Genomic DNA, 25,075 nt, shown 5'->3' on the forward strand with positions numbered 1-25,075 from the left:
CCCATGCGCCTGAGAACCGTACTCGCGACCCTTACCGCCGGCCTGGCGGCGGTCACTTGCCTGACCGCCGCCGGGCCCGCCGGTGCCGCCAACTCCACGGACGGCCACGCCTGTTCGCCGACCGTCTCCATCGACCGCTTCTCCGACGCGCTCGACAAGACGACGTACCAGGGCACGTTCGTCGGCAACTTCTCCGCGCTCGCGGTGGACCGGGACGGCTCCCTCGCCGCGCTGGAGGACCGCTCCTCCCTCTTCGGCCTGGACCCGAAGACCCTGCAGCCGGTCTCGGCCGTCCACCTCGCCGACGAGAAGGGCGCCGACCTCGACTCCGAGGGGCTCGTCATCGACCTCCCCCACTCTCGGCCTCGCTCGAGCGGGGGGACCCCCATCGGCACCCTGCTGATCTCCTCGGAGACCGAGCCGTCCGTCCGCCGCTACTCCCGGGACGGGAAGATCCTCGACCGCCTCCCGGTCCCGTCCTCCCTCCTGGTCGCCCCGGCCGGCCGCGCCACCGCCAACCAGACCTTCGAGGGCCTGACGATGCTGCCCGGCGGCCGCACCCTGCTGGCCTCCATGGAGTCCTCGATCTCGGGCGACACCGCGGGCATCGTCCGCTTCCAGACCTGGACCCGCCACCACGGCGGCTTCCGGCTCGCCGCCCAGTACGCCTACCGCACCGACGCCGGCCTCGGTGTCCCGGAGGTCCAGGCCACCCCCGACGGCCGCCTCCTCGTCCTGGAGCGCGGCTTCACCCCGGGCGTCGGCAACACGGTCCGCCTCTACGAGGCCGACCTGCGCCACGCCACGGACACCAGCACCGTCGAAATCCTTACCGGCCAGCCGGACGTACAACTGATAAGGAAGACTCTCCTCGCGGACATCGCCACCTGTCCGGCCCTCGGCGCGACGGCGAAGCAGCCCCAGCCGAACCCCCTCCTCGACAACATCGAGGGCATGACGATCACGGGGCGTGACCACACCGGCCGCCTGAAGGTCCTGCTGGTCAGTGACGACAACCAGAACCAGGCCCAGACGACCCGGTTCTACTACCTGCGGGTACGTGCCTGACGTGCGCCGTCGTTTTGTTGCAGCGGGATGAAATCCGTCCCTGTTGACGTTGGAGCCTTCCGGAAGAGCAGATCTCAACGGGAGGCACCGGCGTGGCAGTGCAACGGGGATGGGCACGACGTCTGGCGGGCTATGCCTGGCGGTATCCGAAGGACGTGCTCCTCGCCCTCGGGTCCTCCCTGGCCGGTATGGCCGTGCTGGCCGTGGTCCCGCTGATCACCAAGGTGATCATCGACGACGTCATCGGTGACCGCAGCCGCTCCATGGGCCCGTGGGCCGGAGCGCTGGTCGGTGCCGCCGTCCTCGTCTACGCCTTCACCTACATCCGCCGCTACTACGGCGGGCGGCTCGCCCTCGACGTCCAGCACGACCTGCGGACCGAGATGTACGACACGATCACCCGCCTCGACGGCCGCCGCCAGGACGAGCTGTCCACCGGGCAGGTGGTCGGCCGGGCCACCAGCGACCTCCAGCTGATCCAGGGCCTGCTCTTCATGCTCCCGATGACCATCGGGAACGTCCTGCTCTTCCTGATCTCCCTGGCGATCATGGCCTGGCTGTCGCTGCCGCTGACCCTGGTCGCCCTGGCCGTGGCCCCGGCCCTCGGCTGGATCGCCCGGCGCAGCCGCAGCCGGCTCCATCCCGCCACCTGGTACGCCCAGGCCCAGGCCGCCGCCGTGGCCGGTGTCGTCGACGGCGCCGTGAGCGGCGTACGCGTGGTGAAGGGCTTCGGGCAGGAGGAGCAGGAGACCGGGAAGCTGCGCGAGGTCGGGCGGCGCCTGTTCGCCGGACGGCTGCGGACCATACGCCTGAACAGCAAGTTCACCCCCGCCCTCCAGGCCGTCCCGGCCCTCGGGCAGGTCGCCATGCTGGCCCTCGGCGGCTGGCTCGCGGTCCGCGGGCACATCACCCTCGGCACCTTCGTCGCCTTCTCCACCTATCTCGCCCAGCTGGTCGGACCGGTCCGCATGCTCGCCATGGTGCTCACCGTCGGCCAGCAGGCCCGCGCCGGCACCGAGCGCGTCCTGGAGCTGATCGACACCGAGCCGACCCTGAAGGACGGCACGAAGACCCTCCCCGCCGACGCGCCCGCCACCGTCGAGTTCGACGAGGTGTCCTTCGGGTACGCGAGCGCGCCCGGCAGGACGAGCCCGGTGCTCGAAGGGCTCAGCTTCGAGATCCGGCCGGGGGAGACCCTGGCCGTCGTCGGCTCCTCCGGCTCCGGCAAGTCCACCCTCTCCCTGCTCCTGCCGCGCTTCTACGACGTCACCCACGGAGCCGTCCTGATCGGCGGGCACGACGTGCGCGAGCTGACCATGGACTCGCTCCGCGCGGCGATCGGGCTGGTGCCCGAGGATTCGTTCCTCTTCTCCGACACCGTCCGCAACAACATCGCCTACGGCCGCCCGGACTCCACCCAGGAGGAGATCGAGGCCGCCGCCCGCGCCGCCCAGGCGGACCGTTTCATCGCCGAGCTGCCCAAGGGCTACGACACCAAGGTCGGCGAACAGGGCCTGACCCTCTCCGGCGGCCAGCGCCAGCGCCTCGCCCTCGCCCGCGCCCTGCTCACCGACCCGCGCCTGCTGGTCCTGGACGACGCGACCTCGGCCGTGGACGCCCGCGTGGAGCACGAGATCCACGAGGCGCTCAAGCACGTCATGGAGGGCCGCACCACCCTTCTCATCGCACACCGCCGCTCCACGCTGGGCCTGGCCGACCGCATCGCCGTCCTGGACGGCGGCCGGCTCGCCGACCTCGGCACGCACGAGGAGCTCCAGGAGCGCTCCGCCCTCTACCGCCGTCTGCTGACCGACCCGGACGAGCTGGGCGGGGTCTCCCCGGGCCACGCCCGCCCGGTCCAGCCGCAGGAGGACATGTCCGTCCGCGAGGAGCTGGACGCCGAGTTCGACGCCGAGCGCGGGGTCACCCCGCGGCTGTGGACCGGTGACCGCGAGCCCAAGGACCTGGCGCTCTCCGGCACCCCGGCCACCCCCGAACTCCTCGCCCAGGTCGAGGCACTGCCCGCGGCCACCGACACCCCCGACATCGACGAAGCGCGCGCGGTGCGCCCCGAGAAGTCGTACGGCCTGCGCCGTCTGCTCCGCGGATTCGGCACCCCCCTTCTCGTCAGCCTGCTGCTGGTCGCCGTGGACGCGGGTGCCGGCCTGCTGCTGCCGGTGCTGATCCGGCACGGCATCGACCAGGGCGTCACGAAGGCGGCCCTCGGCGCGGTGTGGGCGGCCTCCCTGCTGGGCCTGTTCACCGTGCTGGTGCAGTGGGCCGCGCAGATCGGTGAGACCCGGATGACCGGCCGTACCGGCGAACGCGTCCTGTACTCGCTGCGCCTGAAGATCTTCGCCCAGCTCCAGCGGCTCGGCCTCGACTACTACGAGCGCGAGCTGACCGGCCGGATCATGACGCGGATGACGACGGACGTCGACGCCCTCTCGACCTTCCTGCAGACCGGCCTGGTCACGGCGTTCGTCTCGGTCGTCACCTTCTTCGGCATCATGGGCGTCCTGCTGGTGCTCGACGTCCAGCTCGCCCTGGTCGTCTTCGCCACCCTGCCCCCGCTGATCGTGGCCACCTTCTTCTTCCGCCGGGCGAGCGTGAAGGCGTACGAACTCGCCCGTGAGCGGGTGTCGTTGGTCAACGCCGACCTCCAGGAGTCGGTGGCCGGGCTCAGGATCGTGCAGGCGTTCCGGCGCGAGCGGGACGGCGGGCGGCGGTTCGCCGAGCGCAGCGACAGCTATCGCCAGGCCCGTATCCGGGGCCAGTGGCTGATATCGGTCTACTTCCCGTTCGTGCAGCTGCTGTCGTCGGTGGCCGCGGCGGGCGTCCTGATCGCGGGTGCGGGCCGTATCGAGGCGGCCACGCTCACCACCGGCGCGCTGGTCGCCTACCTCCTCTACATCGACCTGTTCTTCGCCCCGGTCCAGCAGCTCTCCCAGGTCTTCGACGGCTACCAGCAGGCCACGGTCTCGCTGGGCCGCATCCAGGAGCTGCTGCGCGAGCCGACCTCCACGGAGTCCGCCGACGAACCCCTCGAGGTCCGCGCCCTGCGCGGCGACATCGCCTTCGAGGACCTGCACTTCGCCTACGGTGACGAGGAGGAGGCCCTGACCGGCATAGACCTGACGATCCCGGCCGGCCAGACCGTCGCCTTCGTCGGCGAGACGGGCGCCGGCAAGTCGACCCTGGTCAAGCTGGTGGCCCGGTTCTACGACCCCACCTCCGGCCGGGTCACGGCCGACGGCACGGACCTGCGCACCCTGGACCTGACCTCGTACCGGCACCGCCTCGGTGTGGTCCCGCAGGAGGCCTACCTCTTCCCGGGCACCGTCCGCGACGCCATCGCCTACGGCCGCCCCGACGCCACCGACGCCGAGGTCGAGGCGGCGGCACGGGCGGTCGGCGCGCACGAGATGATCGCCACGCTCGAGGGCGGCTACCTCCACGAGGTCGCCGAGCGCGGCCGCAACCTCTCGGCCGGCCAGCGCCAGCTGATCGCGCTCGCCCGCGCCGAACTGGTCGACCCCGACGTCCTTCTCCTCGACGAGGCCACGGCCGCCCTGGACCTGGCCACCGAGGCCCTGGTCAACCAGGCCACCGACCGCCTGGCGGGCCGCCGTACGACCCTGGTGGTCGCCCACCGGCTGACCACGGCCGCCCGCGCCGACCGGGTGGTGGTCATGGACCACGGCCGGGTGGCGGAGGACGGCACCCACGACGAACTCCTCGCTCTCGGCGGCCAGTACGCCGAGCTGTGGCGGACCTTCGTGGGCGAGTCCGAGCCGGAGGAGCCGGTGGGAGTGGCGCACTGAGGCAGGCATCCGGTCGCCCGTCCTTCTGACGGCCGTGCAACCATCCGACACATGTCGTGCGTCCGTACATCAGTACGGTCATCGGCCATGCATGACGGCGGTACGGGGAGGACGACAGTGGACAGTGGTGCGATACGCCGACGCCTGGCGATGGGTGCGGCCGTGCTGGCCGGGTCCATCGGGCTCGCACTGGCGGTGCCCGGCACCGCCAGTGCGGCCGTGGACGGGTCCTGCGCCGGGCGCGAGGTGAGAACCCTGCCCTTCAGCACCGGCACCGTGCACGTCTTCAAGCGCAACGGCTACGTCTGTGCCGTCACCATCGCCCGGAAGCCCGGCGTCAAGCGCGTGATGTCGGTGAGCGTGCAGGCCCGCGGCAACCGCCCGGTCGTGGACAAGGGCCGGTACAAGCACCGCGCGGGCCCGGTGACGGTCCACGCGGGCGAGCGCTGCGTGTGGGTGAAGGGCACGGTGAGCGGGGATTCGGTCAGCTCTGGCTGGATCCTCTGCTGACCGCGTACCGAAATCCTGTGCTGATCGCGAACACCACCCAATACCCCCTGGTGTGACGGAAGTTGCTCCGATAGCTTCCGGCGCACATCTGTCTCACAGGGGAGAGTGCGCATGCGCAAGGCGCTCAGATGGCTGCTGGCGCTCACGGTGTTCATAGGCACGCTGAGCACAGCGGGCGCGGCCACCGCCGCACAGTCCGAGCCCACCGACATCAAGGACCGGCTCCTGTCGATACCCGGCATGAGCCTGGTCCAGGAGAAGCCGTACCCCGGGTACCGCTACTTCGTCCTGAACTACACCCAGCCGGTCGACCACCGGCACCCGGACCGCGGGACCTTCCAGCAGCGCATCACCGTGCTGCACAAGGACGTTTCGCGCCCCACGGTCTTCTACACCAGCGGCTACAACGTCTCCACGAACCCGTCCCGCCGCGAGCCCACGCAGATCGTGGACGGCAACCAGGTCTCACTGGAGTACCGCTTCTTCACGCCCTCCCGCCCCGACCCGGCGGACTGGTCCAAGCTGGACATCTGGCAGGCGGCGAGCGACCAGCACCGCGTCTACGAGGCGCTGAAGCCGGTCTACTCGGCCAACTGGCTGGCCACCGGCGGCTCCAAGGGCGGCATGACGGCCACCTACTACGAGCGCTTCTACCCCCGTGACATGGACGGCGTGGTGGCCTACGTGGCCCCCAACGACGTCGTCAACGACGAGGACTCGGCCTACGACCGCTTCTTCGCCAAGGTCGGCACCAAGGAGTGCCGGGACCGCCTGAACGCGGTCCAGCGCGAGGCGCTGGTACGCCGGGAGCCGCTGGAGGCGAAGTACGCGAAGTTCGCCGCTGACGGGGGCTACACCTTCGACACCATCGGCGGCCTGGACAAGGCGTACGAGGCGGTCGTCCTCGACTACGTCTGGGGCTTCTGGCAGTACAGCCTGCTGAAGGACTGCGACTCCGTCCCGGCGAACGCGGCGACCGCGACGGACGACGAGATCTGGAACTCGGTCGACACGATCTCGGGCTTCTCCGCCTACACCGACCAGGGCCTGGAGCAGTACACCCCGTACTACTACCAGGCGGGCACCCAGTTGGGCGCTCCGACGATCCACTTCCCTTACATCGAAGGGAAGTTGATTCGCTACGGCTACCAGCCCCCGCGCAACTTCGTACCCCGCTCCATCCCGATGCGCTTCCAGCCCGGGGCGATGCGGAACGTCGACACGTGGGTCCGCCACCACGCGCACCACATGCTGTTCGTCTACGGCCAGAACGACCCCTGGGGCTCGGAACGCTTCCGCCTCGGCAAGGGTGCCCGTGACTCGTACGTCTTCACGGCCCCCGGGCTGAACCACGGGGCGAACGTGGCGGGCCTGGTGCCCGAGGAGAAGGCACTGGCTACGGCACGGATCCTGGAGTGGGCGGGGGTTGCGTCGACCGCGGTCGAGAAGGACCCGTCTGCGGCGAAGCCGCTGGCGCGGTACGACGCGAAGCTGGATGCGCGGGGTGTGGAGCGGGAGCCCGCTCTGCGCCCCTGACCGGCGCTCCACCAGCCGCGACGGCGGAGTTCTGCTTCGTCGTCGCGGCTATTTCCTGGTCGGGCAGACATGGCCCACTGAGTGACCGGGCAGATAGGCGGTGTGTTCCTCCGGGGTGAGGTCCCGGTTGACGACGCGGCAGATCTGGTGGATCGCCGCGGAAGGTGCCAGGAGGTTCGTGTTCCACAGGCGGGCAGTCTTGTCGGCGCTGCCCGTGGCGACGGTCCTGCCGTCCGGGCTGAACGCAACGGACTGCACGGTGTTCTCGTGTCCGTACTCGGTCGCGCGTGGTTCTCCGGTGGCCACGTTCCAGAACATCATGGTCCAGTCGCTGCTGCCCGTGGCGAGGGTGCGGCCGTCGGGGCTGAACGCAACGGAGTTCACCCAGTCGTCGTGCCCGATCAGGGTGCTGCGGGGCTTTCCGGTCGCCACGTTCCACAGCCGGGCCGTGTAGTCGAGGCTGCCCGTGGCCAGGGTGCGGCCGTCGGGGCTGAAGGCCACGGCGTAGACCTGGTCGTTGTGGCCTTTCAGGATGGCCCGGGTCTTGCCGGTGGTGGTGTCCCACAACCGTGCCGTGGCGTCGGCGCCGGCAGTGGCGAGGGTGTGGCCGTCGGGGCTGAAGGCCACGGCGTAGACCTGGTCGTTGTGGCCTATCAGGATCGTGCGGGTCTTGCCGGTGGTGATGTCCCACAGCCGTGCCGTGCGGTCGACGCCGGCGGTGGCGAGGGTGTGGCCGTCGGGGCTGAACGCCACCGACTGCACGCCGGAGGGGTGCTTCAGGACGCCGCGAGCCCGGCCGGTGACGGTGTCCCACAGCCGGGCCGTGGTGTCACCGGCGGTCGCGACGAGGCGGCCGTCGGGGCTGAAGGCCACGGCGTTGACCTGGCTGTCGTGGCCTTTCAGGATCGTGCGGGTCTTGCCGGTGGTGATGTCCCACAGCCGTGCCGTGCGGTCGACGCCGGCGGTGGCGAGGGTGTGGCCGTCGGGACTGAACGCCACCGACGTCACCCCGTTGGTGTGGCCGATCAGGGTGGTGCGGGTTGCACCGTGCGTGCTCCACAGCCCCACGGTGTTGTCGCGGCTGCCGGTGGCGAGGGTGTTGCCGTCGGGGCTGAACGCGACCCCGTACACCATGTTGGTGTGCCCGACCAGCTCGAGCCGGGTCGCACCTGTGGCGACGTCCCACAACCGGGCCGTGCGGTCGACGCCGGCGGTGGCGAGGGTGCGGCCGTCGGGACTGAAGGCCACCGCGTACACCAGGTCGCTGTGTCCGGACAGTACGACGAGTGCCTTTCGGGTCGACACGTCCCACAGCAGCGCCGTGGTGTCCCAGCTGCCGGTGGCCAGGGTACGGCCGTCGGGGCTGAAGGCCACCGACTGCACCGCGTTGGTGTGTCCCCTCAGGATGCCGCGCTGCTCGCCCGTGGCGACGTCCCAGAGGCGGGCCGTGGCGTCCCAGCCGGCGGAGGCGAGGGTGTGGCTGTCCGGGCTGAAGGCAACCGACCACACCTGGTCCGTATGCCCATTCAGGATTCTGCGGGTCTTCAGGGTGGCGATGTCCCACAGCCGAACGGTGTGATCGCTGCTGCCCGTGGCGAGGGTCCGGCCGTCGGGGCTGAACGCCACCGAGGTCACCCAGCTGGAGTGTCCCCTCAGGATGCCGCGGGTCCTGCCGGTGGCGACGTCCCACAGCCGTGCCGTCGCGTCGGTGCCGGCGCTGGCGAGGGTGCGGCCGTCGGGGCTGAACGCCACGGAGGTCACCGAGTCCGTGTGCCCTCTCAGGATGGCCCGGGTCCTCCCCGTGGCGACGTCCCACAGCCGAACGGTCCTGTCGCTGCTGGCGCTGGCGAGGGTGCGGCCGTCGGGGCTGAACGCCACGCTCGACACCAAGTTGGTGTGCCCGGACAGGCGCCGGTGCAACGGTAGATCGGCGGCGGAGCGCAGGCTGGCGAGGGACTCGGGCGTAGGGCTGATCCGGTATGCCTCGACGGCCAGCAACGAGGAAAGTTCGGGATTGGTCGCGGACAGCGTGTCGGACTGCGTGGCCAGCTGCCGGGACAGCGCTGCCTGCCGTTCCGCGACGGCCGTCCGCCACTGCCAGAGCGCCCCCGCGCCGCCCAGAAGCGCCAGTACCAGCAACGTCGCCAGCACGGTGATGAGGCGTCTGCGCCGCTGAGCGATCGCGCCTTGGCGCTGCCGGCTCGCGCTGAGGAACTCCGTGATGTCGTCCGGCAGACCACGACGCTGCGACCACTCCAGGCCCTCGGCGAGCGCCGTCCCGGCGAGCAGGTCTCCTGGATCGTGCTTCTCGGCCCAGTGGAGCTGGCGTTCACGGGTGCGTTCGAGCCACTCGTGGAAACGGTGATCCTGGCGTACCCACTCCCGCAGGGCACCCCAGTCGCGGATGAGGGCGTCGTGAATCAGCTCCGCCACCGGCTCACCCGGTGGGGCATCGGGGCGATGAGGGTCGCGGAGCGTCTGTGTGGTGATGATGCGATGGCGGGCGAGAGCGGCGATGACGGTGCCGACGTCGCCGTCAGGGGCATTGTCCGGGCCGGCCGCGAGGTCGCGCAGCTCGTCGAGCGGCACCTGCGCACGGACGGCGGGGATACGGCGTCCGGGGTCCGCCGGGTGCACCAGCGAGGTGAGGATGCGCCGGGCGATCTGCTGCTGATCGGCGGACAGCTTGTCCAGGGCGCTGTCGCACCACGTGGTCAGACTTCCGGTGACCGCCCCGATGCGCCGGTACGCCTCATGGGTGAGGTAGCCGTCCTTCCGGCGCGACCACAGCTGCTTGAGTGTCAACTCCAGCAGCGGCAGCACGGTGACCGGAGCCAGCCGAGCAGCCATCGCTTCGGGGCTGCTCTCCAGGACGTCACTGATGATCTGTTCAGGCAGCCCCGGCTGGAAGCGGAGTCCCGCTTTCTCGGCGGGGAGCACGATGATGTCGTGCAGGTCGCGCTGGGTCAGCGCGCCCGGCACGTTGAGCAGCCCGGGTGTCGCGGTTTCCAGCAACTTGGGTGCAAGCGCTGCCAGTTGGGGATAGAAGTCGTCGCGCATGACCAGGATCACGCTGAGCCTGGTGGGCGCGTCGGCGGCCGCGGCGATGTCGTCGATGACGGCCAGGAAGTCCTGCGGCCGGCCGTCGGTGCTCTGGACCAGAAGTTCTTCGAACTGGTCGATGACCAGGAGAATGCGCTCGTGGTCAGGCTCGCTCGCCAGCTTCTGTTCGACCGCCGCCGTGATCCCGTCACTCGCCGCCCCGGGCAGCCCGGCACGCTCGATCTCCGTCGGCAGATCCTGCCGGGGCCGCGCCAGCACCGGCAGCCACCGGTCGCTCCCCACCACCTCCCCCTCCGCCAGCGCCCGCAGCACACCCGCCTGGATCAACGACGACTTGCCCGAGCCGGACGGCCCGAGCAGCAGTGTCAGCCGCCGTCCCAGGGCCAGGTTCGCCACGACCTGCCGTACCGCGTCCCCGCGCCCCTCGAACCACTGGGCGTGCTGCGCGGTGAACGGCTCCAGCCCCCGGTACGGGCAGACCTCCTGCGCCGCCAGCTCGGGCCGGACCTCCCGTAGGACCTCGGTCGGGGTGGCGTACGCGATGTCCTGTCCCCGCCCCCACTCGTCGGGCGCCGTGATCTCGGTGAGCATGCCGATGACCAGGCCGGTCACCTTGTCCAGAACGGGCCCGCCGCTGAACCCGGTGGTGAGGTCGTTCGCGTCGGTCAGCTGGAGATGCGCGCCCCTGCCCGCCGAGGCCGGCAGCAGATCGGCCACCTCGCCGCGGCCCCAGTGCCCCTCCCGCGGAGCCTGGGCGGGGAAGCCGAACGACCGGACCTGATGCCCGCCGCACCCCTCCGCCGAGCCCAGCGGCAACACCCGTGTGCCAGGCGGCGCGCCGCTCAGCCGGACGAAGGCCACGTCCTCGTCCTCCGGTGCGCGCCACGAGTCGGGGAGGACCTGTCCTTCCAGGCTGTCCGCACCACCCGCCGCACGAGGGAAGGCCAGTAGCACCCGCTCGCCCGGCCCGGAGTTCGCCGCCCGCACCACGTGCGCACACGTGACCAGGACATCCTCGGCCACCAGGAAAGCCGCCCCCGCCACGCTCCCGTCCGGCCCGAGGATCTGCGCCACCGCCCTGGGCAGATCCGAGGACGGGCCCGCGTCCGCCCCGCTCCCGGAGCTAGCCACCGTTGCCCGTCCACGCCACGGTCACCTGCAGATGGCAGTTCGCGCTGCTCTTGGTGATCACCGCCCCGGCCTCGACCGCGAGGTTCACGCCGAACTCGACCGTGATCGAGTCGGGCCGGGCCTTGCGCAGTTGGTCGAGGGCGACCTGCGCCACCCGGGTGACCGGCTCCAGAGCGTCCTGCAGAGTCTCCGGCACCTCGCGGATGGCGTCCCCGACGCGCCCGGCCTTCACCGGCCCGTCCACCCCGGCCGCCCCCTCGACCAGCACCCAGCCCCCGCCCTCCAACGGAATCCGGGTCAGAGGTGTCACGCCTCCTCCTCCGCTCGCGCGCCCACCAGGGATCACAGCCAGCATCCGGCACCGGTGGCATATGCCGCAGCTCGAGCTGGGCCGTACGAAGGAGACGTCACACCGGCCGGGCGCACCCCACCGGCCGCCTCCCGCCCAACTCGACGTAGAGCACCGTCGGCGCAGGGCACTCGGACCGCTCGGTGACCGCCTTCGCGACCTCGTACTGCGGCTTCCGGTGTCCCGACCCGTCGCACGCCGTCTCCCGCACCTGGCCGCCGCCGGAGTCGTAGAGGCAGTCGCCGGGGATCGTGCGGGGGCCGCCGCCGGCGCCCGGGTCGCCGGGGTGCGGGGGCTCCAGGTTGCGCATGCAGGCGTAGCCCTGAGGGATCGCGCCGTCGCCGTCCTCGTCGTCCCGCGGTCGCTGTTCGCTGATGTGCAGCACGAAGTCGGTGGTCGGCGGGCACAGCGGGCCGTCGGCGGTCGTGCCGTCGTAGCGGGCGACGACCCGGGCGGCGGCCCGCTCGCCGGTGCAGGGGACCTCGGTGAAGCTGGTGGTGCCGAAGGAGCTGCACTCGCCGACCGCGAGGAACTGGGCGCCGTAGCCGGAGGGGAGGGCGGTGGCGGGCCGGGCGTTGCCCACCGGGGCGTCCGCGTGGCCCTGGCAGCCGCTGAGCAGGCTGGTCAGGACGGCCGCCAGGACGGCGAGGGCAGGGGTGGGTGGCAGGAGGCGGTACGCCGTCCGTGCGGCACCCTTCCCGCGCATCGCCAACCCCCCCCAGACACCCCCCTGTCCGGGCACTGCCAACCCCCAGACACCCCCGCCCAGCGTGGCCCCGGCGCTGGGGCCACGTCAGGCGAACAGTAGGGTTTCAGCCCTTTGGGTGCGTTGTGCCCCGTGTGCGACGTACGTCTAGTACGTCAGCCCGTGGCCGAGGGGGTACAGCACCTGGGTCGGATCGTCCGCCCGCTGCACCGGCACCGGGAGCCTGCCCCGCGGGTTCACCCGTCCGGCGATCACCCGCGCGGCGGCCCGCAGTTCGACGTCGGTCCAGGAGTAGGTCGCCAAGTAGGCCTTGGCGGAGGGGAGCTGGGCCACGTCGTAGGGGTTGCGGATGGCGACGGCCGCCACCGGGGTACCGGTGGCGAGAAGTTGCTCGGCCAGGGTCTGCTGGGTGCTGCCCGCCGTCACGTTGTACGTCCCGACGACCACCGCGTCCGCGTCCCGCGCCGCCGCCACCGCCTTGGCGATGGTCGTCGCGGAGGGTGCGGTCCCGGTGGACAGGGCCGTGGCGGCGAAGCCCAGTTCGGTGAGGGCGGTGGCCAGGACCGAGGTGGGCGGGCCGGTGGTGCCGGACGGGGAGGCCGGGTCGGCGCCGACGACCAGGATCCTGTGCTGGGTGCGGGGGTCCAGCGGGAGGACGTCGTCCTCGTTGACCAGCAGGGTCGTGGTTCGTTCGGCGATCCGGTCCGCCGTGGCCAGGTGGGATGCGGTGCCCACCGTGCGGTCGACGGCGGACCGGGGGACGTACGCGCCGTCGAGCAGTCCGAGGTGGGCCTTCAGGCGGAGGATGCGAAGGATCGATTCGTCCAGCCGGGTCTCGGTCAGCTCGCCGTCGCGGACGGCGTTCAGCACCGCGTGCCAGGCCACGTCGATCGAGGGCGGGTTGAGCAGCTGGTCGACGCCGGCCTTCAGGGCCAGCACCGGCACCCGGTCGTCACCGTACTTGGTGCGCACGCCCTCCATGCCGAGGGAGTCGGTGACCACGACCCCGTCGTAGCCGAGTTCGCCGCGCAGGATGCCGGTGAGGATCGGGTGGGACAGGGTCGCCGGGTCGCCGGAGTCGTCGAGCGCCGGGAACTGGATGTGGGCCGTCATGATCGAGTCGATGCCCGCGGCGATCGCCGCCCGGAAGGGGACGGCGTCCAGCTTCTCCCACAGGTCACGGCTGTGCGTGATGACCGGGAAGCCGGTGTGGCTGTCGACGGCGGTGTCGCCGTGTCCCGGGAAGTGCTTGGCGGTCGCCGCGACCCGGGAGGTCTGATAGCCCCCCACCTCGGCCGCCACCAGGGCCGCCACCGCGTCCGGGTCGGCCCCGAAGGACCGTACGCCGATGACCGGGTTGGCCGGGTTGACGTTCACGTCGGCATCGGGGGAGTAGTCCTGGTTGATGCCCATGGCGCGCAGCTCCGCACCGGAGATGCGGCCGAGGGTGCGGGCGTCGGAACGGGAGCGGCCCGCGCCGATCGCCATCGCGCCCGGGAACAGCGTGGCCGGCTTGCCCACCCTGCACACTATTCCGTGCTCCTGGTCGGTGGCGATGAGCAGCGGCAGGCCGCGGGGCAGCTCCAGGGAGGCCTGCTGGATGCCGTTGGACAGGTCGGCGATCTGCCGGGGGTCGCGGGTGTTGTGGGCCCAGGTGAAGTAGATGATCCCGCCGACCCGGTACTTCTCGATCAGTTCGGCGGCCGTGCGGACGCCGAGCTCCTTGAGGTTGGCGTCGATGTCGGCCTGGTCGGGGGCGGTGGCGGAGTGGCCGTAGACCCGCATCACGAAGAGCTGGCCGACCTTCTCCTCCAGGCTCATGCGGGAGATCAGGGCGCGCAGAGCGCGGTCGTTCGAGGTGACGGCGTGGGCGGCGCCGGCCGGTACGGTCAGCGCGGCGGTGAGGCCCGCGGTCGCGGCGAGGACGGCCCGTCTGGACGGCCGTGCGGTGTTTCCCGTGCTTCCCGTGCTGGTGTGGTGCACGTGCGCTCCTTCCAGAGGAGAACCGCTGAAGGAAACTTCCGAGGAGTCACCAATATCCGGGAAGTTTCTTTCCGTCAAGGGACTGCACAGTAAGCCAGGATGAGGCCGCCATCGGCGCTTGGGAGGGGGGCGCGCCGATGGCGGTGGGCTGTCGGGCGTGATGCGGCGGAGAGGGTGCGTCGGCGTTCGCGGCCTGCGGCGAGGGCCGACACCGCACCACGGACTCGTCCGGCAGCTCGCGGGTTGGACGGGTGCGGGCGGCGGTGGGTTCCCCTGACGGGAGGTCAGCGCAGTCCGTGCCGGTCGGCCCAGGAGGAGACGGCCGCCGCGATCTCGGCCGGCCGGTCCTCCGTGGCGTGGTGGCCGGCCGGGCCGCAGTGCACCGTCTCCAGGCCCGCCAGGTGGGTGGCGCACCACCCGGCGGTCTCCGGGCCGATCAGCAGGGTCGGTGAGCCCTCGAAGGTCAGCAGCAGCTTGGGCGTGTCGGGGCTCTTGGCCAGCCAGGCGTCGTAGGCCTCGATGCGGGCCACGAGGTCGGCGGGTTCGCCGCCCAGCGGCAGCTGGCGCGCCCACGAGAGCAGGGGGCGGCGGCTGTCGGGGGTGGGGTAGGGCGCGAGGTAGGCCTCCACCTCGGCTTCGGGCAGAGGGGTGAGGACGCCGCCGGAGTAGGCCTGCCGGACGAAGAGGTTCTCGTCCAGCATCCGCTCGCCCTGCGCCGAGCGGATCGTCTCGGCGCGCCTGCGGGCCTGCGGGCTCAGCTCCTCCCAGGCCATCGGCTTGACGATGGTCTCGAAGAAGGCGATGCCGCGCACCCGCCCGGGGTGCCGCGCGGCCCAGTCGAAGGCGAGCGCGCCGCCCCAGTCGTGGCCCACCAGGACCACGTCGTCCAGGCCGAGCGCGTCGAACCAGGCGTCCAGGTAACGGGCGTGGTCGGCGAAGCGGTGAGTGATGTCCGGCTTGCCCGAGCGGCCCATGCCGATCAGGTCGGGGGCGAGCAGGCGGCCGGCGCCGATGCCGGGCAGCACCTTGCGCCAGGTGTGCGAGGAGGCGGGGTTGCCGTGCAGGAAGACGAAGGGAGTACCGCTTCCGGACTCCTCGTGATGGATGGCCGAGTCGAGGACTGGAGTCGTGGGCATACGAATACCGTACATGGATATTATGTCCATGGCTATTATCTGGCGAGGGCTGCCCGCGACGCGCGCGGTCCACCCCCTGGACATTCCGCCCATCCGCCCGCGCGACGGACCATCATGACGGCCATGCCCGCAGTCGACATCCCCGGTTCCAAGTCCATCACCGCCCGCGCGCTCTTCCTCGCGGCCGCCGCCGACGGCGTCAGCACCCTCGTACGGCCCCTGCGCTCCGACGACACCGAGGGCTTCGCCGAGGGCCTGGTCCGGCTCGGCTACCGGGTGGGCCGCACCCCGGACGCCTGGCAGGTGGACGGCCGCCCGCAGGGCCCGGCGCTGGCCGAGGCCGACGTGTACTGCCGCGACGGCGCCACCACCGCCCGTTTCCTGCCCACCCTGGCCGCCGCGGGCCACGGCACCTACCGCTTCGACGCCTCCCCGCAGATGCGCCGGCGCCCCCTCGGCCCGCTCACCCGGGCCCTGCGCGACCTCGGCGTCGACCTGCGGCACGAGGAGGCCGAGGGCCACCACCCGCTCACCGTCCGGGCGGCCGGGGTCGAGGGCGGCGAGGTCGTGCTGGACGCCGGCCAGTCCTCCCAGTACCTCACCGCGCTGCTCCTGCTCGGCCCGCTGACCCGGGGCGGCCTGCGGATCCGGGTGACCGACCTGGTCTCGGTGCCGTACGTGGAGATCACGCTGGCGATGATGCGGGCGTTCGGCGTCGAGGTGGTCCGGGACGGCCAGGTCTTCGACGTCCCGGCCGGCGGCTACCGGGCCACCACCTACGCCATCGAGCCGGACGCCTCGACCGCGAGCTACTTCTTCGCCGCGGCGGCCGTCACCCCGGGCCGCGAGGTGACCGTGCCGGGCCTCGGTTCGGGGGCACTCCAGGGCGACCTGCGGTTCGTCGAGGTGCTGCGCCGGATGGGCGCGGAGGTGGACGTGGCCGCGGACCGGACGACCGTACGCGGCACGGGAGTTCTGCGCGGTCTGACCGTCAACATGCGGGACGTCTCCGACACCATGCCGACCCTCGCCGCGATCGCACCCTTCGCCTCAGGACCGGTCCGCATCGAGGACGTGGCCAACACACGGGTCAAGGAGTGCGACCGGCTGGAGGCCTGCGCGGAGAACCTGCGCCGGCTCGGCGTGGACGTGGCGACCGGCCCCGACTGGATCGAGATCCGGCCCGGCACGCCCCTGCCGGACGTCGGCATCAAGTCGTACGGCGACCACCGCATCGTGATGTCCTTCGCGGTGACCGGACTGCGCACGCCCGGGCTGTCGTACGACGATCCCGGCTGCGTACGGAAGACGTTCCCGGGCTTCCACGAGGCGTTCGCGGAACTGGCCGCGACCACCTGACGGGACGGTGGCCGTCTTCGCTGGACCGCGGGGAAGGGCTCGGAAATCATCGGACGCATGACCACGCGCTCGTATCTCGTCCTGCACGGCTGGCAGAACCGCCGGCCCGGGGGCCACTGGCAGCACTGGCTCGCCGACCGGCTCACCGCCCTCGGGCACCGGGTGACCTACCCGCAGCTGCCCGACCCGGACGACCCGGACCTCGAGGCGTGGCTCGGTGAACTGGCCCGGCACCTGGAGGAGCTGGACGAGTCGGGCGAGCGGGTCGTCGTGGCGCACAGCCTTTCCGCCGTGCTGTGGCTGCACGCCGCGGCCCGGGGAATGAAGGAACAGCGGTACGCGGACCGGGTGCTGCTCGTCGCGCCGCCGTCCGCATCCGTTCTCGTCCGGTACCCGGAGGTGGCTGGCTTCGCGCCGCCCGTCCCCGGCTTCGTCCTGCCCGGCCGGACCCGGCTCGTCGCGGGCGACGACGACCCGTACTGCCCCGAGGGCGCCGGCCCCGCCTTCGGTGCGCCGCTCGGCATCCCCACCGACATCGTCCCGGGCGCCGCACACCTCGACCTGGACGCCGGTTACGGCTCCTGGCCGGCCGTGCTCGACTGGTGCCTGGGCGACCCGGCACCGCTCACGGCACGTCCACAGCAGTAGGACCGTCCGCCGGCCCGGCTTCCCCGGAGCGCAGTTCCGGGGTCGACGCCGCGACCGCGCCCACCGCCAGGACGCACATCAGGCCGCCGGTGACCAGGGCGGTCGCCCCCGAGCTCCAGCCGGCGACCAGGCCGCCCCGGACGTTGCCGAGGCTGGGGCCCGCCTGGCCGACGATCGCCTCGGCCGCCGTGACCCGGCCGAGCAGCGCGTCCGGGGTGAGGGTCTGCACGATCGTGGACCGGGAGACGACCGACGTGGCGTCCGCCGCCCCGGCCACGACGAGCAGGGCGACGCCGATCCAGGGGTTGTCCGACAGACCGAAGGCCACCAGGGCCGCACCCCAGGTGCCGGACGCGCACAGCATCACCGCGCCCGGGCGGCCGTGCCGGGTCAGCGAGCCGGACAGCGCCGTGGCCGTGACACCGCCCACCGCGAGGGCCGACAGGAGCAGGCCGAGGGTGCGCGGACTGTTCCCGAACCGCTCGGCGTTGACCAGCGGGAACAGGCTGACCGGGAAGGACAGCACGGTGGCCGCGAGGTCGGTGATCAGCGCGCCCCGCACCACCCGGTGCCCGGCCAGGAACCGCAGCCCGTCCAGCACCCCGTGCAGCCCCGCCCGCGACGGCTCGCCCTCCGGCGGCAGCGCGGGCAGCCCGAAGGCGCCGTAGAAGGCGACACCGAAGCTGAGCGCGTCCAGCAGATAGCAGGCGCCGATGCCCAGCCAGCCCAGCAGCACACCGGCCAGGGCCGGGCCGAGCAGGAACATCGTCTGGCCGGTGATCTGGTTCAGGGCGAGACCGGCGGCCACCTGGTCCTTGGGCAGCAGCCGCGGCACGAAGACCCCGGCCGCCGGGGCGCCGAGCGCACCGAAGCCCGATTGGACGGCGACCAGTGCGAGCACCGCCGCCACCGGGACATGTCCGGTGAAGCCCTGCACCGCCAGCAGCAGCGAGCAGACGGACTGGCCCACGGTGGCCGTCAGGTAGATCCGCCGCCGGTCGGCGCGGTCCACCCGGGCCCCCGCGAACAGCCCGAACACCACCAGCGGCAACGCCTGCGCCAGCCCGACCGCACCGGTCCACGCCGTGCTGCGGGTCATGTCCCACACCTGGTACATGACCGTCACCAGAGTCATGGACCCACCGAGCAGCGACACGGTCCGCCCGGCCAGCAGCCGCCGGAAGACGGGCGAGGTGCGCAGCGGCCGCACGTCGATGAGCGAGCGGGCGAGGCTCATGAGAGGGAACGCGGGCAGGCGAGGGCACGGAGCGCGGGCTGCGGAATCACCGGGGGAGGGTATGCGGGCGCCCTCCGGCCCGGCCAGCGAATTATCCGGCCCGGCCCGTCAGGACACCGTTGCCCGGATCCGGTCCCCCCGCTGCGCCGAACAGGCTAAGCAGCCTCTCCCAGCAGCCGTACGAGGTGGTCCCGGCCCGCGCTCAGCAGGCCCGGAAGCGGGGCCGCCGACTCGTACCACCGCTTCTCGTACTCCCAGCACAGCCAGCCGTCCCAGCCGTGGCGGGAGAGGACGTCCACGCACTCGGTGAGCGGGAGGACGCCCGCGCCGAGCGGCAGCGGGGCGGTGTCCTCGGCCGAGGCGATGTCCTTGACCTGGACGTATCCGAGGTGCGGGGCGAGGGCCGCATAGCTTTCCGAGGGCTGCTCGCCGCCCAGCCAGGTGTGCATCACGTCCCACAGCGCGCCCACCTGCCGGTGGCCGACCGGGCCGAGGACACGGATCGCGTCGGCGCCGGTGCGGTGCGAGTCGTGGGTCTCCAGCAGGATCCGCACACCGAGCGCGGAGGCGTCCTCGGCGGCGGCGCCCAGCCGCCGGGCCGCGACGGCGTCGGACTCCTCGCGGGGCCGGTCCGGGTCGGCGCCGGGGAAGACCCGGACGAACGGGGCGCCCAGGTCGTGCGCCAGCTGGAGGAGTTGACGGATCTCGTCGAGGACGGGGGTGTCGTCGCCGGGCGCGGCGACGCGCGTGTACCCGGCGAGGCTCAGCACCTCGACCCCGGCCCCCTTGAACAGCGCGGCCGTCTCGGCCCGCTCGGCGGCGGTGAGGCCCGGGTGCACCGGCTCCTCCGGATGGGCGCGCAGTTCGATGCCGTGGTATCCGTGCGCGGTCGCGAGCGCCAGGACCTCAGGGACGGGCAGGCCGGGGACACCGAGAGTGGAGAACGCCAGCTTCATGCTCGGACCCTACTCGTCACACGCCCGATCCGTGCAGATCCAACCGCCAGTCCTGCCCCAGCAGATCCTTGCCGAAGGAGCGGTGCGGCCGCTCGGCGACGAGCACGAAGCCGTGCCGCTGGTAGAGGTGCCGGGCGCTGCTGAGCACGTCGTTGGTCCACAGCACCAGGTCGCGGTAGCCGACCCCGCGCGCGAAGTCGACCACGGCCCGCACCAGCCGGTCGCCGATCCCGTGCCCGCGCGCGTCGGGCTCCACCAGGAGCAGCCGCAGCCGAGCGGTGGCGGGCACGTCGTCCCGCACGCAGATCACGCACCCCACCGGCCGCCCCTCCAGCTCCGCGATCCACACCCGCTCCAGATGCGGGTCGTGGTCCTGGGCGAAGTCGGCGACGATCTTCGCCACCAGTCCCTCGTAGTCGGCGTTCCAGCCGTACTCGGCCGCGTACAGGGCGGCGTTTCGCTGCACGATCCAGCCGAGGTCACCGGGCTCCGGCTCCCGCAGGACGACCTCACCCGGCGTCGCCTTCCCGCCCCCGAGGATGTCCCGGACGGTCCGCATCGCCTCCGCCAGCCGCGGCCGGTCCTCCGGGGCCACGGTGTCCAGCAGCGCCCGCACCGACTCCTGCGCCCGCTCGTCCAGCAGTGCGGCGGCCTCGCGCCCGGGCGCGGTGAGCGTGACGCTCCTGCGGCGCGGATCCGCCGCGGAGGTCCCGCGCTCGATCAGCCCCGCCTCCTCGAACTTGTTCAGGATGCGGCTCAGATAGCCGGCGTCCAGCGCGAGCCGGGCGCGCAGGTCGGCCGCGTCCAGATGCCGCTCGTGCGCGAGTTCGTACAGGACCCGGGACTCGGTGAGGGTGTACGGCGCGTACAGATGACGGCCGTAGTCGAGGGCGCCGATGACGCCCGTGTAGAAGCGGTTGAAGGCGCGGACGTCCTGGACGGTCATGATCGCCCCCGGATACTTGACTCAGTCAGAGATACCGTCCTCCGAGGCTAAGCCCACAACACGGCGCCGTCCACCAGCCCCGGCCCGATCCAGCCCCGCGGCAAAGGCACCGCCGACCACCTCGGGACCGCCGACCATCTCGGGACCGCCGAGCACCTCGGGACCGAAGAAGAGGCGCTCCTGCCGCGGAAGCTCATCGGCGCGCGCACGCCGGACTCACAACGGTGTCTCCCGTACCGCGACGGCGTCGACCCCCGCGGCTCGCAGCTGCCGCGCGAGCAACTCGGTCTCCGCAAGCGTGCCGCCGTACTCCCCGGCCACCACCTGCTCGACGAGGGCCCGGATCTCCGTCAGCCCGACGCCGAGCCGCTCCCGGGCACGCGCATGACGGCCGGCCTCCGCGCCGAGGGCTCCAGGCGCAGAACGGCCCGCCCGTGCTCCGTGAGCATCCGCTCCCGCATCCCGGCCGGAAGTTCCCTCCCGCACGCGGCCATCCCGCTCCCGCAGGCCGGGCACGCCGTCCCGGTGTCCCACCGCGGCGTGTCGTCGTCCAGCAGTACCTGCACGCCGTGCCACTGTGCGGTGGCACGGCAGGACGTGCAGGGCACCGAGCCCTCGAGTGATTCGACGATCACCGGCGCCCTCCGCGCTCAGCCCCGCGGCACGCCGGTGGAACCCCGCACCATCAACTCCCCGCGCACCGAGGCGATCCCGCCCGGCGGCGGCTCCTCGCGGCCCATCGCGATCCGTCCCGCACGGGCTCCCGCCTCGGACAGCGGCAACCGCACCGTCGTGAGAGAGGGCACCGCGTCGATGGCGAACGGGAGGTCGTCGAAGCCGGCCACGGACACGTCCTCGGGGATCCGCAGCCCCGATTCGCGCAGTGCGGCACACGCGCCCAGTGCGACGGAGTCGTTCGCGGCCACGATCGCCGTCAGGGAGGGGTCCCGGCGCAGCAGCTCCAGTGTGGCCTCGTGTCCGGACCGGCGGTCGTAGCGGCCGTGGACCGTCCAGCGAGGGTCGTTCTCCATGCCCGCCGCCGCCAGCGCGGCCCGGTGGCCCTCCAGGCGGTGCCGGGTGGTGGTCCGCTCCTCGGGGCCCGCGATGTAGCCGAGCCGGCGGTGGCCGAGGCCGATGAGGTGGTCGGTGAGTGCGCGGGCGCCCCCGCGGTTGTCGAAGGTCAGCGCGATGGCCCCGGTGTCCGGCGCCGGCGGCCGCCCGCACAGCACCACCCGGGTCCCGGCCTCAGCCAGCTTCCGCAGCTTCGCCGCCACCGCCTCCGCGTGCGGCGCGTTCTCCACGGCCCCGCCGGTCAGCACCACGGCCGCGGCCCGCTGTCGCTGCAGCAGGGTCAGGTAGGTCAGTTCACGCTCCGGCGAACCTCCGGTGTTGCAGACGACCGCGAGCCGTTCGCCGCCCGCCCGGCCGCCCGGGCCCCCGATCTCCCCCTGGATCGCACTCGCCATGATCCCGAAGAAGGGGTCCGCGATGTCGTTCACGAGGATGCCGACGAGGTCGGAGGTGGCCGCGGCGAGTGCGCTGGCGGGGCCGTTGAGGACGTAGTCCAGCTCGTCCACGGCCCGCAGCACCCGCTCCCGCGTGGAGGCGGCCACCGGGTAGTTCCCGTTCAGCACGCGCGACACCGTCGCGGGGGAGACCTGCGCGCGGGCCGCCACATCCGCCAAGGTCACCGTCATCTGTCGTCCTCCGGTCGCGCATCTGATCGCGCATTGGTGCTCATACGTCCACGTAGACAGGCCGCGCCCGGCCACGGTTCCGTGCGGTGTCGAGCAGACCCTAAGGCCAACCAGCCGAGTTGTTCGCCCCCTCGAACAACTCGAAGAGGACACGGTCTTGTACGGACCACGGTCCAGAGGCTAGCTTCTCCGGATAGAAAGCGCTTGCTGCCGTGTGTTGGACGCTGACGACGCTGCTGATGCCGACCCGGGCGCCCGTCGCCCACGAAGGGGACTGACGTGACACGCAAGACGGTGCGTATCGCCATGAACGGCGTGACCGGGCGCATGGGCTACCGCCAGCACCTCGTCCGGTCGATCCTCGCCCTGCGCGAACAGGGCGGCCTCGACCTCGGCGAGGGCACCGTGCTGTGGCCCGAGCCGGTCCTGCTCGGCCGCCGCGAGCACGCCCTGCGGGAGATCGCCGACCGGCACGGCCTCGAGCACGTCTCCACCGACGTGGACGCGGTCCTCGCCGACCCGGCCGTCGACATCTACTTCGACTCCCAGGTCACCCCGGCACGGGAGGAGTCGGTCAGGAAGGCGATCGCGGCCGGCAAGCACATCTACACCGAGAAGCCCACCGCCACGGGACTGGAGGGCGCCCTGGAGCTGGCCCGGCTGGCCGACGCGAAGGGCGTCAGGCACGGCGTGGTCCAGGACAAGATCTTCCTCCCCGGCCTCCGCAAGCTGAAGCGCCTGATCGACGGCGGCTTCTTCGGGCGGATCCTGTCCGTCCGGGGCGAGTTCGGCTACTGGGTCTTCGAGGGTGACTGGCAGCCGGCCCAGCGCCCCTCGTGGAACTACCGCGCCGAGGACGGCGGCGGCATCGTCGTCGACATGTTCCCGCACTGGGAGTACGTGCTCCACGAGCTGTTCGGGCGGGTGACCTCCGTCCAGGCCCTGGCCACCACCCACATCCCGCAGCGCTGGGACGAACACGGCAAGCCCTACGACGCGACCGCCGACGACGCCGCCTACGGCGTCTTCGAGCTGGAGGGCGGCGCGATCGCCCAGATCAACTCCTCCTGGGCGGTCCGCGTCAACCGCGACGAGCTGGTGGAGTTCCAGGTGGACGGCACCGAGGGCTCGGCCGTCGCCGGCCTGCGCAACTGCCGCGCCCAGCACCGCAGCGCGACCCCCAAGCCGGTCTGGAACCCGGACGTCCCCGCCACCGAGGTCTTCCGCGACCAGTGGCAGGAGGTGCCGGACAACGCCGAGTTCGACAACGGATTCAAGGCCCAGTGGGAGCTGTTCCTCAAGCACGTCTACGCCGACGCCCCGTACCACTGGGACCTCTTGGCCGGCGCCCGTGGCGTCCAGCTCGCCGAGCTGGGCCTGAAGTCCTCGGCCGAGGGCCGCCGCATCGACGTACCGGAGATCTCCCTTTGACCGCTCCGCTCCCAGAAGGGAGGGGATTCCTGGCTCAGGCTGCCTCCGGGAGCAGCGCTCCCGGAGGTCTTATGCCCTCGACACCAGCCGGGTTCAGACCTGCCCGGATGAGCATCACGCGGGCGGAGTTCTTGTCTCTGGGGGAGACGGCTCCGCACGCGGTGCAGGTGTAGGTACGTTCCGAAAGAGGAAGTGCGTGCTTGGTTCTCGCTCCGCACGATGCGCAGTCCATGGTGGTGTGCGCGGGGTGCACGAGTCGGATGTGCCGTCCGTGCTTGCGCCCCATCTCGATCAGGGCGCGCTTGGTGGCGCCGATAGCGGCGTCGGCGGCCTTGCGGGCCAGGGAAGACTTGGCGAGGAACTTCGGGCGGAAGTCCTCGACGGCGATGGCGTCGTGGTCGGTCACGGCCCTCTTCGCCCACTTGCGGCCCGTGTCCTGCCGCTGCCGGGCGATCTTCGCGTAGGTCTTCGCTCGCCACTTCTTCGCCTCGCGGTAGCCCTTCGAGGCGGCCTGGCCCTTCTTGGGTTTGCGGCGGGCCATCATCCGGTCGTACCGGGCCAGTTTCTTGTGGGCCTTCTTCCCGTGCTCGGGGTGCGGGAGGTCGTGGGCGTCGGAGGTGGTGGTCGCGGTCTGCTTCACGCCCCAGTCCACGCCGAGCACCCGGCCGGTCTTGGGCAGCGGCTGCACCACGGTGGGGACCACGAACGAGCAGTACCAGTGCCCGACGCCGTCCTGGTACACGCGCACCGAGGAGGGCGCGGCGGGCAGGTCCCGCGACCACACCACAGTCAACACGACCCCGCCCGACAGATGCAGACGCCCGCCCTTCAGCCGGAAACCGCGCTTCGTGTAGTTCAGTGTCGGCAAGGCTTCGTGCTTCTTCTTGCACTGCGGCATCCCTGCCCGGCGGTGCATCGGCAGCCGTTCCTTGATGTCCCTCTGTGCCTTCGCGCGGGACTTGCCGAAGTCCCGGATGAGCTGTTGCTGCGGTACCGAAGAACCCTCAGCCAACCATGGTGTCGTCGAGCGGGCCTCGGTGAGCATCTTGTCCAGTCGGGCCGGGCCGCAAGTCTCGCCCTCTGCGTAGGCCTTCATCGACCGGGCCACGCACTCGTTCCAGAGCCACCGGCACCGGTCCCACTCCGCGCGAAGGGCCGCGCGAGCTGTCGACGACGCACGAAGCCGGTAGGTGTACCGGACGTGCCCAGCCTCCCCTACCGTCAGTGGTGTCATCATGACACCACGCTAGCACTACAGTTGAGGTCATGGACCATGAAGTACGCATCACGCTCAGACTGCCTGCCGACATTCACGAATGGCTCGTCGCTCAGGCCAAGTCCGCCCGTCGCTCACTCAACTCCGAGATCGTGTACCGCTTGGAGGGGGAGCGCGCCTCTGGTGAGGCGGACAGTGAATCGCCCTGACGGCAACCCGCCTTTCCCTGCTTTGCCCCACACGGGTCCGACTCCCACCCGGCCTGAAGGCCGGACCATC

19 protein-coding genes are annotated in these 25,075 nt (G+C 71.8%); 8 read left to right on the forward strand and 11 right to left on the reverse strand.

From position 1 onward, the window contains the following. The first annotated feature begins 3 nt into the window (after positions 1-3). From FB157_RS09995 to FB157_RS10010, 4 genes are all read left to right on the forward strand, one after another. Positions 4-1,068: an esterase-like activity of phytase family protein gene (locus FB157_RS09995; protein WP_145878100.1), complete on the forward strand. Its 1,065-nt coding sequence runs from the start codon at positions 4-6 to the stop codon at positions 1,066-1,068. 92 nt (positions 1,069-1,160) lie between these two features. Further along, complete coding sequence (locus FB157_RS10000; protein ID WP_145878101.1) at positions 1,161-4,892, forward strand: ABC transporter ATP-binding protein; 3,732 nt, start codon at positions 1,161-1,163, stop codon at positions 4,890-4,892. 117 nt (positions 4,893-5,009) lie between these two features. Further along, positions 5,010-5,402 (forward strand): hypothetical protein, encoded by a 393-nt coding sequence (locus FB157_RS10005; RefSeq protein WP_145878103.1) that lies wholly within the window; start codon positions 5,010-5,012, stop codon positions 5,400-5,402. 111 nt (positions 5,403-5,513) lie between these two features. Further along, on the forward strand, positions 5,514-6,938 hold the full coding sequence (locus tag FB157_RS10010) for a S28 family serine protease (protein ID WP_145878105.1): 1,425 nt from the start codon (positions 5,514-5,516) through the stop codon (positions 6,936-6,938). A 48-nt stretch (positions 6,939-6,986) separates the two neighbouring features. Here FB157_RS10010 and FB157_RS10015 read toward each other — a convergent pair whose 3' ends face one another. The 5 genes from FB157_RS10015 to FB157_RS10035 all read right to left on the reverse strand — a co-directional run bounded on the left by FB157_RS10015 (position 6,987) and on the right by FB157_RS10035 (position 15,321). Continuing rightward, positions 6,987-11,132: a trypsin-like peptidase domain-containing protein gene (locus tag FB157_RS10015; RefSeq protein ID WP_261386240.1), complete on the reverse strand. Its 4,146-nt coding sequence runs from the start codon at positions 11,130-11,132 to the stop codon at positions 6,987-6,989. Further along, positions 11,125-11,442 carry a CU044_2847 family protein gene (locus tag FB157_RS10020; RefSeq protein WP_145878106.1) on the reverse strand — a complete coding sequence of 106 codons (318 nt, stop codon included), beginning with the start codon at positions 11,440-11,442 and terminating at the stop codon, positions 11,125-11,127. The genes FB157_RS10015 and FB157_RS10020 overlap by 8 nt, the downstream gene beginning before the upstream one ends. Positions 11,443-11,539: 97 nt before the next feature. After that, positions 11,540-12,187, reverse strand: coding sequence for a hypothetical protein (locus FB157_RS10025; RefSeq protein ID WP_145878108.1), 648 nt, complete (start codon positions 12,185-12,187; stop codon positions 11,540-11,542). Positions 12,188-12,334: 147 nt separating this feature from the next. Beyond that, a complete protein-coding gene (locus FB157_RS10030) occupies positions 12,335-14,170 on the reverse strand; it encodes a glycoside hydrolase family 3 protein (protein ID WP_145878110.1) in 1,836 nt (611 codons plus the stop codon). Positions 14,171-14,454: 284 nt separating this feature from the next. Further along, the gene (locus FB157_RS10035) at positions 14,455-15,321 is read right to left on the reverse strand and encodes a haloalkane dehalogenase (RefSeq protein ID WP_145878112.1); all 867 of its coding nucleotides are present in this window, start codon (positions 15,319-15,321) and stop codon (positions 14,455-14,457) included. 108 nt (positions 15,322-15,429) lie between these two features. Between FB157_RS10035 and aroA the strand changes: the two genes are divergently transcribed. Both aroA and FB157_RS10045 read left to right on the forward strand, forming a co-directional pair. Next, positions 15,430-16,665 carry a 3-phosphoshikimate 1-carboxyvinyltransferase gene (gene aroA / locus FB157_RS10040; protein ID WP_145878113.1) on the forward strand — a complete coding sequence of 412 codons (1,236 nt, stop codon included), beginning with the start codon at positions 15,430-15,432 and terminating at the stop codon, positions 16,663-16,665. A gap of 57 nt (positions 16,666-16,722) precedes the next feature. Continuing rightward, complete coding sequence (locus FB157_RS10045) at positions 16,723-17,313, forward strand: alpha/beta hydrolase (protein ID WP_145878115.1); 591 nt, start codon at positions 16,723-16,725, stop codon at positions 17,311-17,313. Here the strand turns inward: FB157_RS10045 and FB157_RS10050 are convergent. The 5 genes from FB157_RS10050 to FB157_RS10070 all read right to left on the reverse strand — a co-directional run bounded on the left by FB157_RS10050 (position 17,291) and on the right by FB157_RS10070 (position 22,149). Beyond that, positions 17,291-18,550, reverse strand: coding sequence for an MFS transporter (locus tag FB157_RS10050; protein WP_145878117.1), 1,260 nt, complete (start codon positions 18,548-18,550; stop codon positions 17,291-17,293). The two genes, FB157_RS10045 and FB157_RS10050, sit on opposite strands and share 23 nt — an antisense overlap. Positions 18,551-18,705: 155 nt before the next feature. Beyond that, positions 18,706-19,506 (reverse strand): sugar phosphate isomerase/epimerase, encoded by an 801-nt coding sequence (locus FB157_RS10055; protein ID WP_145878119.1) that lies wholly within the window; start codon positions 19,504-19,506, stop codon positions 18,706-18,708. Positions 19,507-19,522: 16 nt separating this feature from the next. Beyond that, entirely contained in the window at positions 19,523-20,452 is a 930-nt protein-coding gene (locus FB157_RS10060) for a bifunctional helix-turn-helix transcriptional regulator/GNAT family N-acetyltransferase (RefSeq protein ID WP_145878122.1), read from the reverse strand. Between the two features lie 216 nt (positions 20,453-20,668). Further along, positions 20,669-20,938 (reverse strand): hypothetical protein, encoded by a 270-nt coding sequence (locus FB157_RS10065; RefSeq protein ID WP_145878124.1) that lies wholly within the window; start codon positions 20,936-20,938, stop codon positions 20,669-20,671. A gap of 164 nt (positions 20,939-21,102) precedes the next feature. After that, the gene (locus FB157_RS10070; RefSeq protein WP_145878125.1) at positions 21,103-22,149 is read right to left on the reverse strand and encodes a LacI family DNA-binding transcriptional regulator; all 1,047 of its coding nucleotides are present in this window, start codon (positions 22,147-22,149) and stop codon (positions 21,103-21,105) included. A gap of 279 nt (positions 22,150-22,428) precedes the next feature. On the opposite strand from FB157_RS10070, the gene FB157_RS10075 reads away from it, so the two are divergent. Continuing rightward, positions 22,429-23,580, forward strand: a complete 1,152-nt coding sequence (locus tag FB157_RS10075) for a Gfo/Idh/MocA family protein (RefSeq protein ID WP_145878126.1) — start codon at positions 22,429-22,431, stop codon at positions 23,578-23,580. Between the two features lie 34 nt (positions 23,581-23,614). Here FB157_RS10075 and FB157_RS10080 read toward each other — a convergent pair whose 3' ends face one another. After that, entirely contained in the window at positions 23,615-24,817 is a 1,203-nt protein-coding gene (locus FB157_RS10080) for an RNA-guided endonuclease TnpB family protein (RefSeq protein ID WP_186581436.1), read from the reverse strand. A 29-nt stretch (positions 24,818-24,846) separates the two neighbouring features. Here FB157_RS10080 and FB157_RS10085 point away from each other — a divergent pair, with 29 nt between their 5' ends. Continuing rightward, complete coding sequence (locus tag FB157_RS10085) at positions 24,847-25,005, forward strand: Arc family DNA-binding protein (protein WP_145878128.1); 159 nt, start codon at positions 24,847-24,849, stop codon at positions 25,003-25,005. Positions 25,006-25,075: the final 70 nt, after the last annotated feature.

This window comes from Streptomyces sp. BK340 (genome assembly GCF_007827595.1).
Taxonomy (GTDB): domain Bacteria; phylum Actinomycetota; class Actinomycetes; order Streptomycetales; family Streptomycetaceae; genus Streptomyces.

Excerpts from the sequence above, each read along its gene's own strand:
- FB157_RS09995 (WP_145878100.1), top strand. The coding sequence starts at position 4 with ATGCGCCTGAGAACCGTACTCGCGACCCTTACCGCCGGCCTGGCGGCG.
- FB157_RS10010 (WP_145878105.1), top strand. The coding sequence starts at position 5,514 with ATGCGCAAGGCGCTCAGATGGCTGCTGGCGCTCACGGTGTTCATAGGC.
- FB157_RS10025 (WP_145878108.1), bottom strand. The coding sequence starts at position 12,187 with ATGCGCGGGAAGGGTGCCGCACGGACGGCGTACCGCCTCCTGCCACCC.
- FB157_RS10035 (WP_145878112.1), bottom strand. The coding sequence starts at position 15,321 with ATGTACGGTATTCGTATGCCCACGACTCCAGTCCTCGACTCGGCCATC.
- aroA (WP_145878113.1), top strand. The coding sequence starts at position 15,430 with ATGCCCGCAGTCGACATCCCCGGTTCCAAGTCCATCACCGCCCGCGCG.
- FB157_RS10045 (WP_145878115.1), top strand. The coding sequence starts at position 16,723 with ATGACCACGCGCTCGTATCTCGTCCTGCACGGCTGGCAGAACCGCCGG.
- FB157_RS10050 (WP_145878117.1), bottom strand. The coding sequence starts at position 18,550 with ATGAGCCTCGCCCGCTCGCTCATCGACGTGCGGCCGCTGCGCACCTCG.
- FB157_RS10055 (WP_145878119.1), bottom strand. The coding sequence starts at position 19,506 with ATGAAGCTGGCGTTCTCCACTCTCGGTGTCCCCGGCCTGCCCGTCCCT.
- FB157_RS10060 (WP_145878122.1), bottom strand. The coding sequence starts at position 20,452 with ATGACCGTCCAGGACGTCCGCGCCTTCAACCGCTTCTACACGGGCGTC.
- FB157_RS10070 (WP_145878125.1), bottom strand. The coding sequence starts at position 22,149 with ATGACGGTGACCTTGGCGGATGTGGCGGCCCGCGCGCAGGTCTCCCCC.
- FB157_RS10080 (WP_186581436.1), bottom strand. The coding sequence starts at position 24,817 with ATGATGACACCACTGACGGTAGGGGAGGCTGGGCACGTCCGGTACACC.
- FB157_RS10085 (WP_145878128.1), top strand. The coding sequence starts at position 24,847 with ATGGACCATGAAGTACGCATCACGCTCAGACTGCCTGCCGACATTCAC.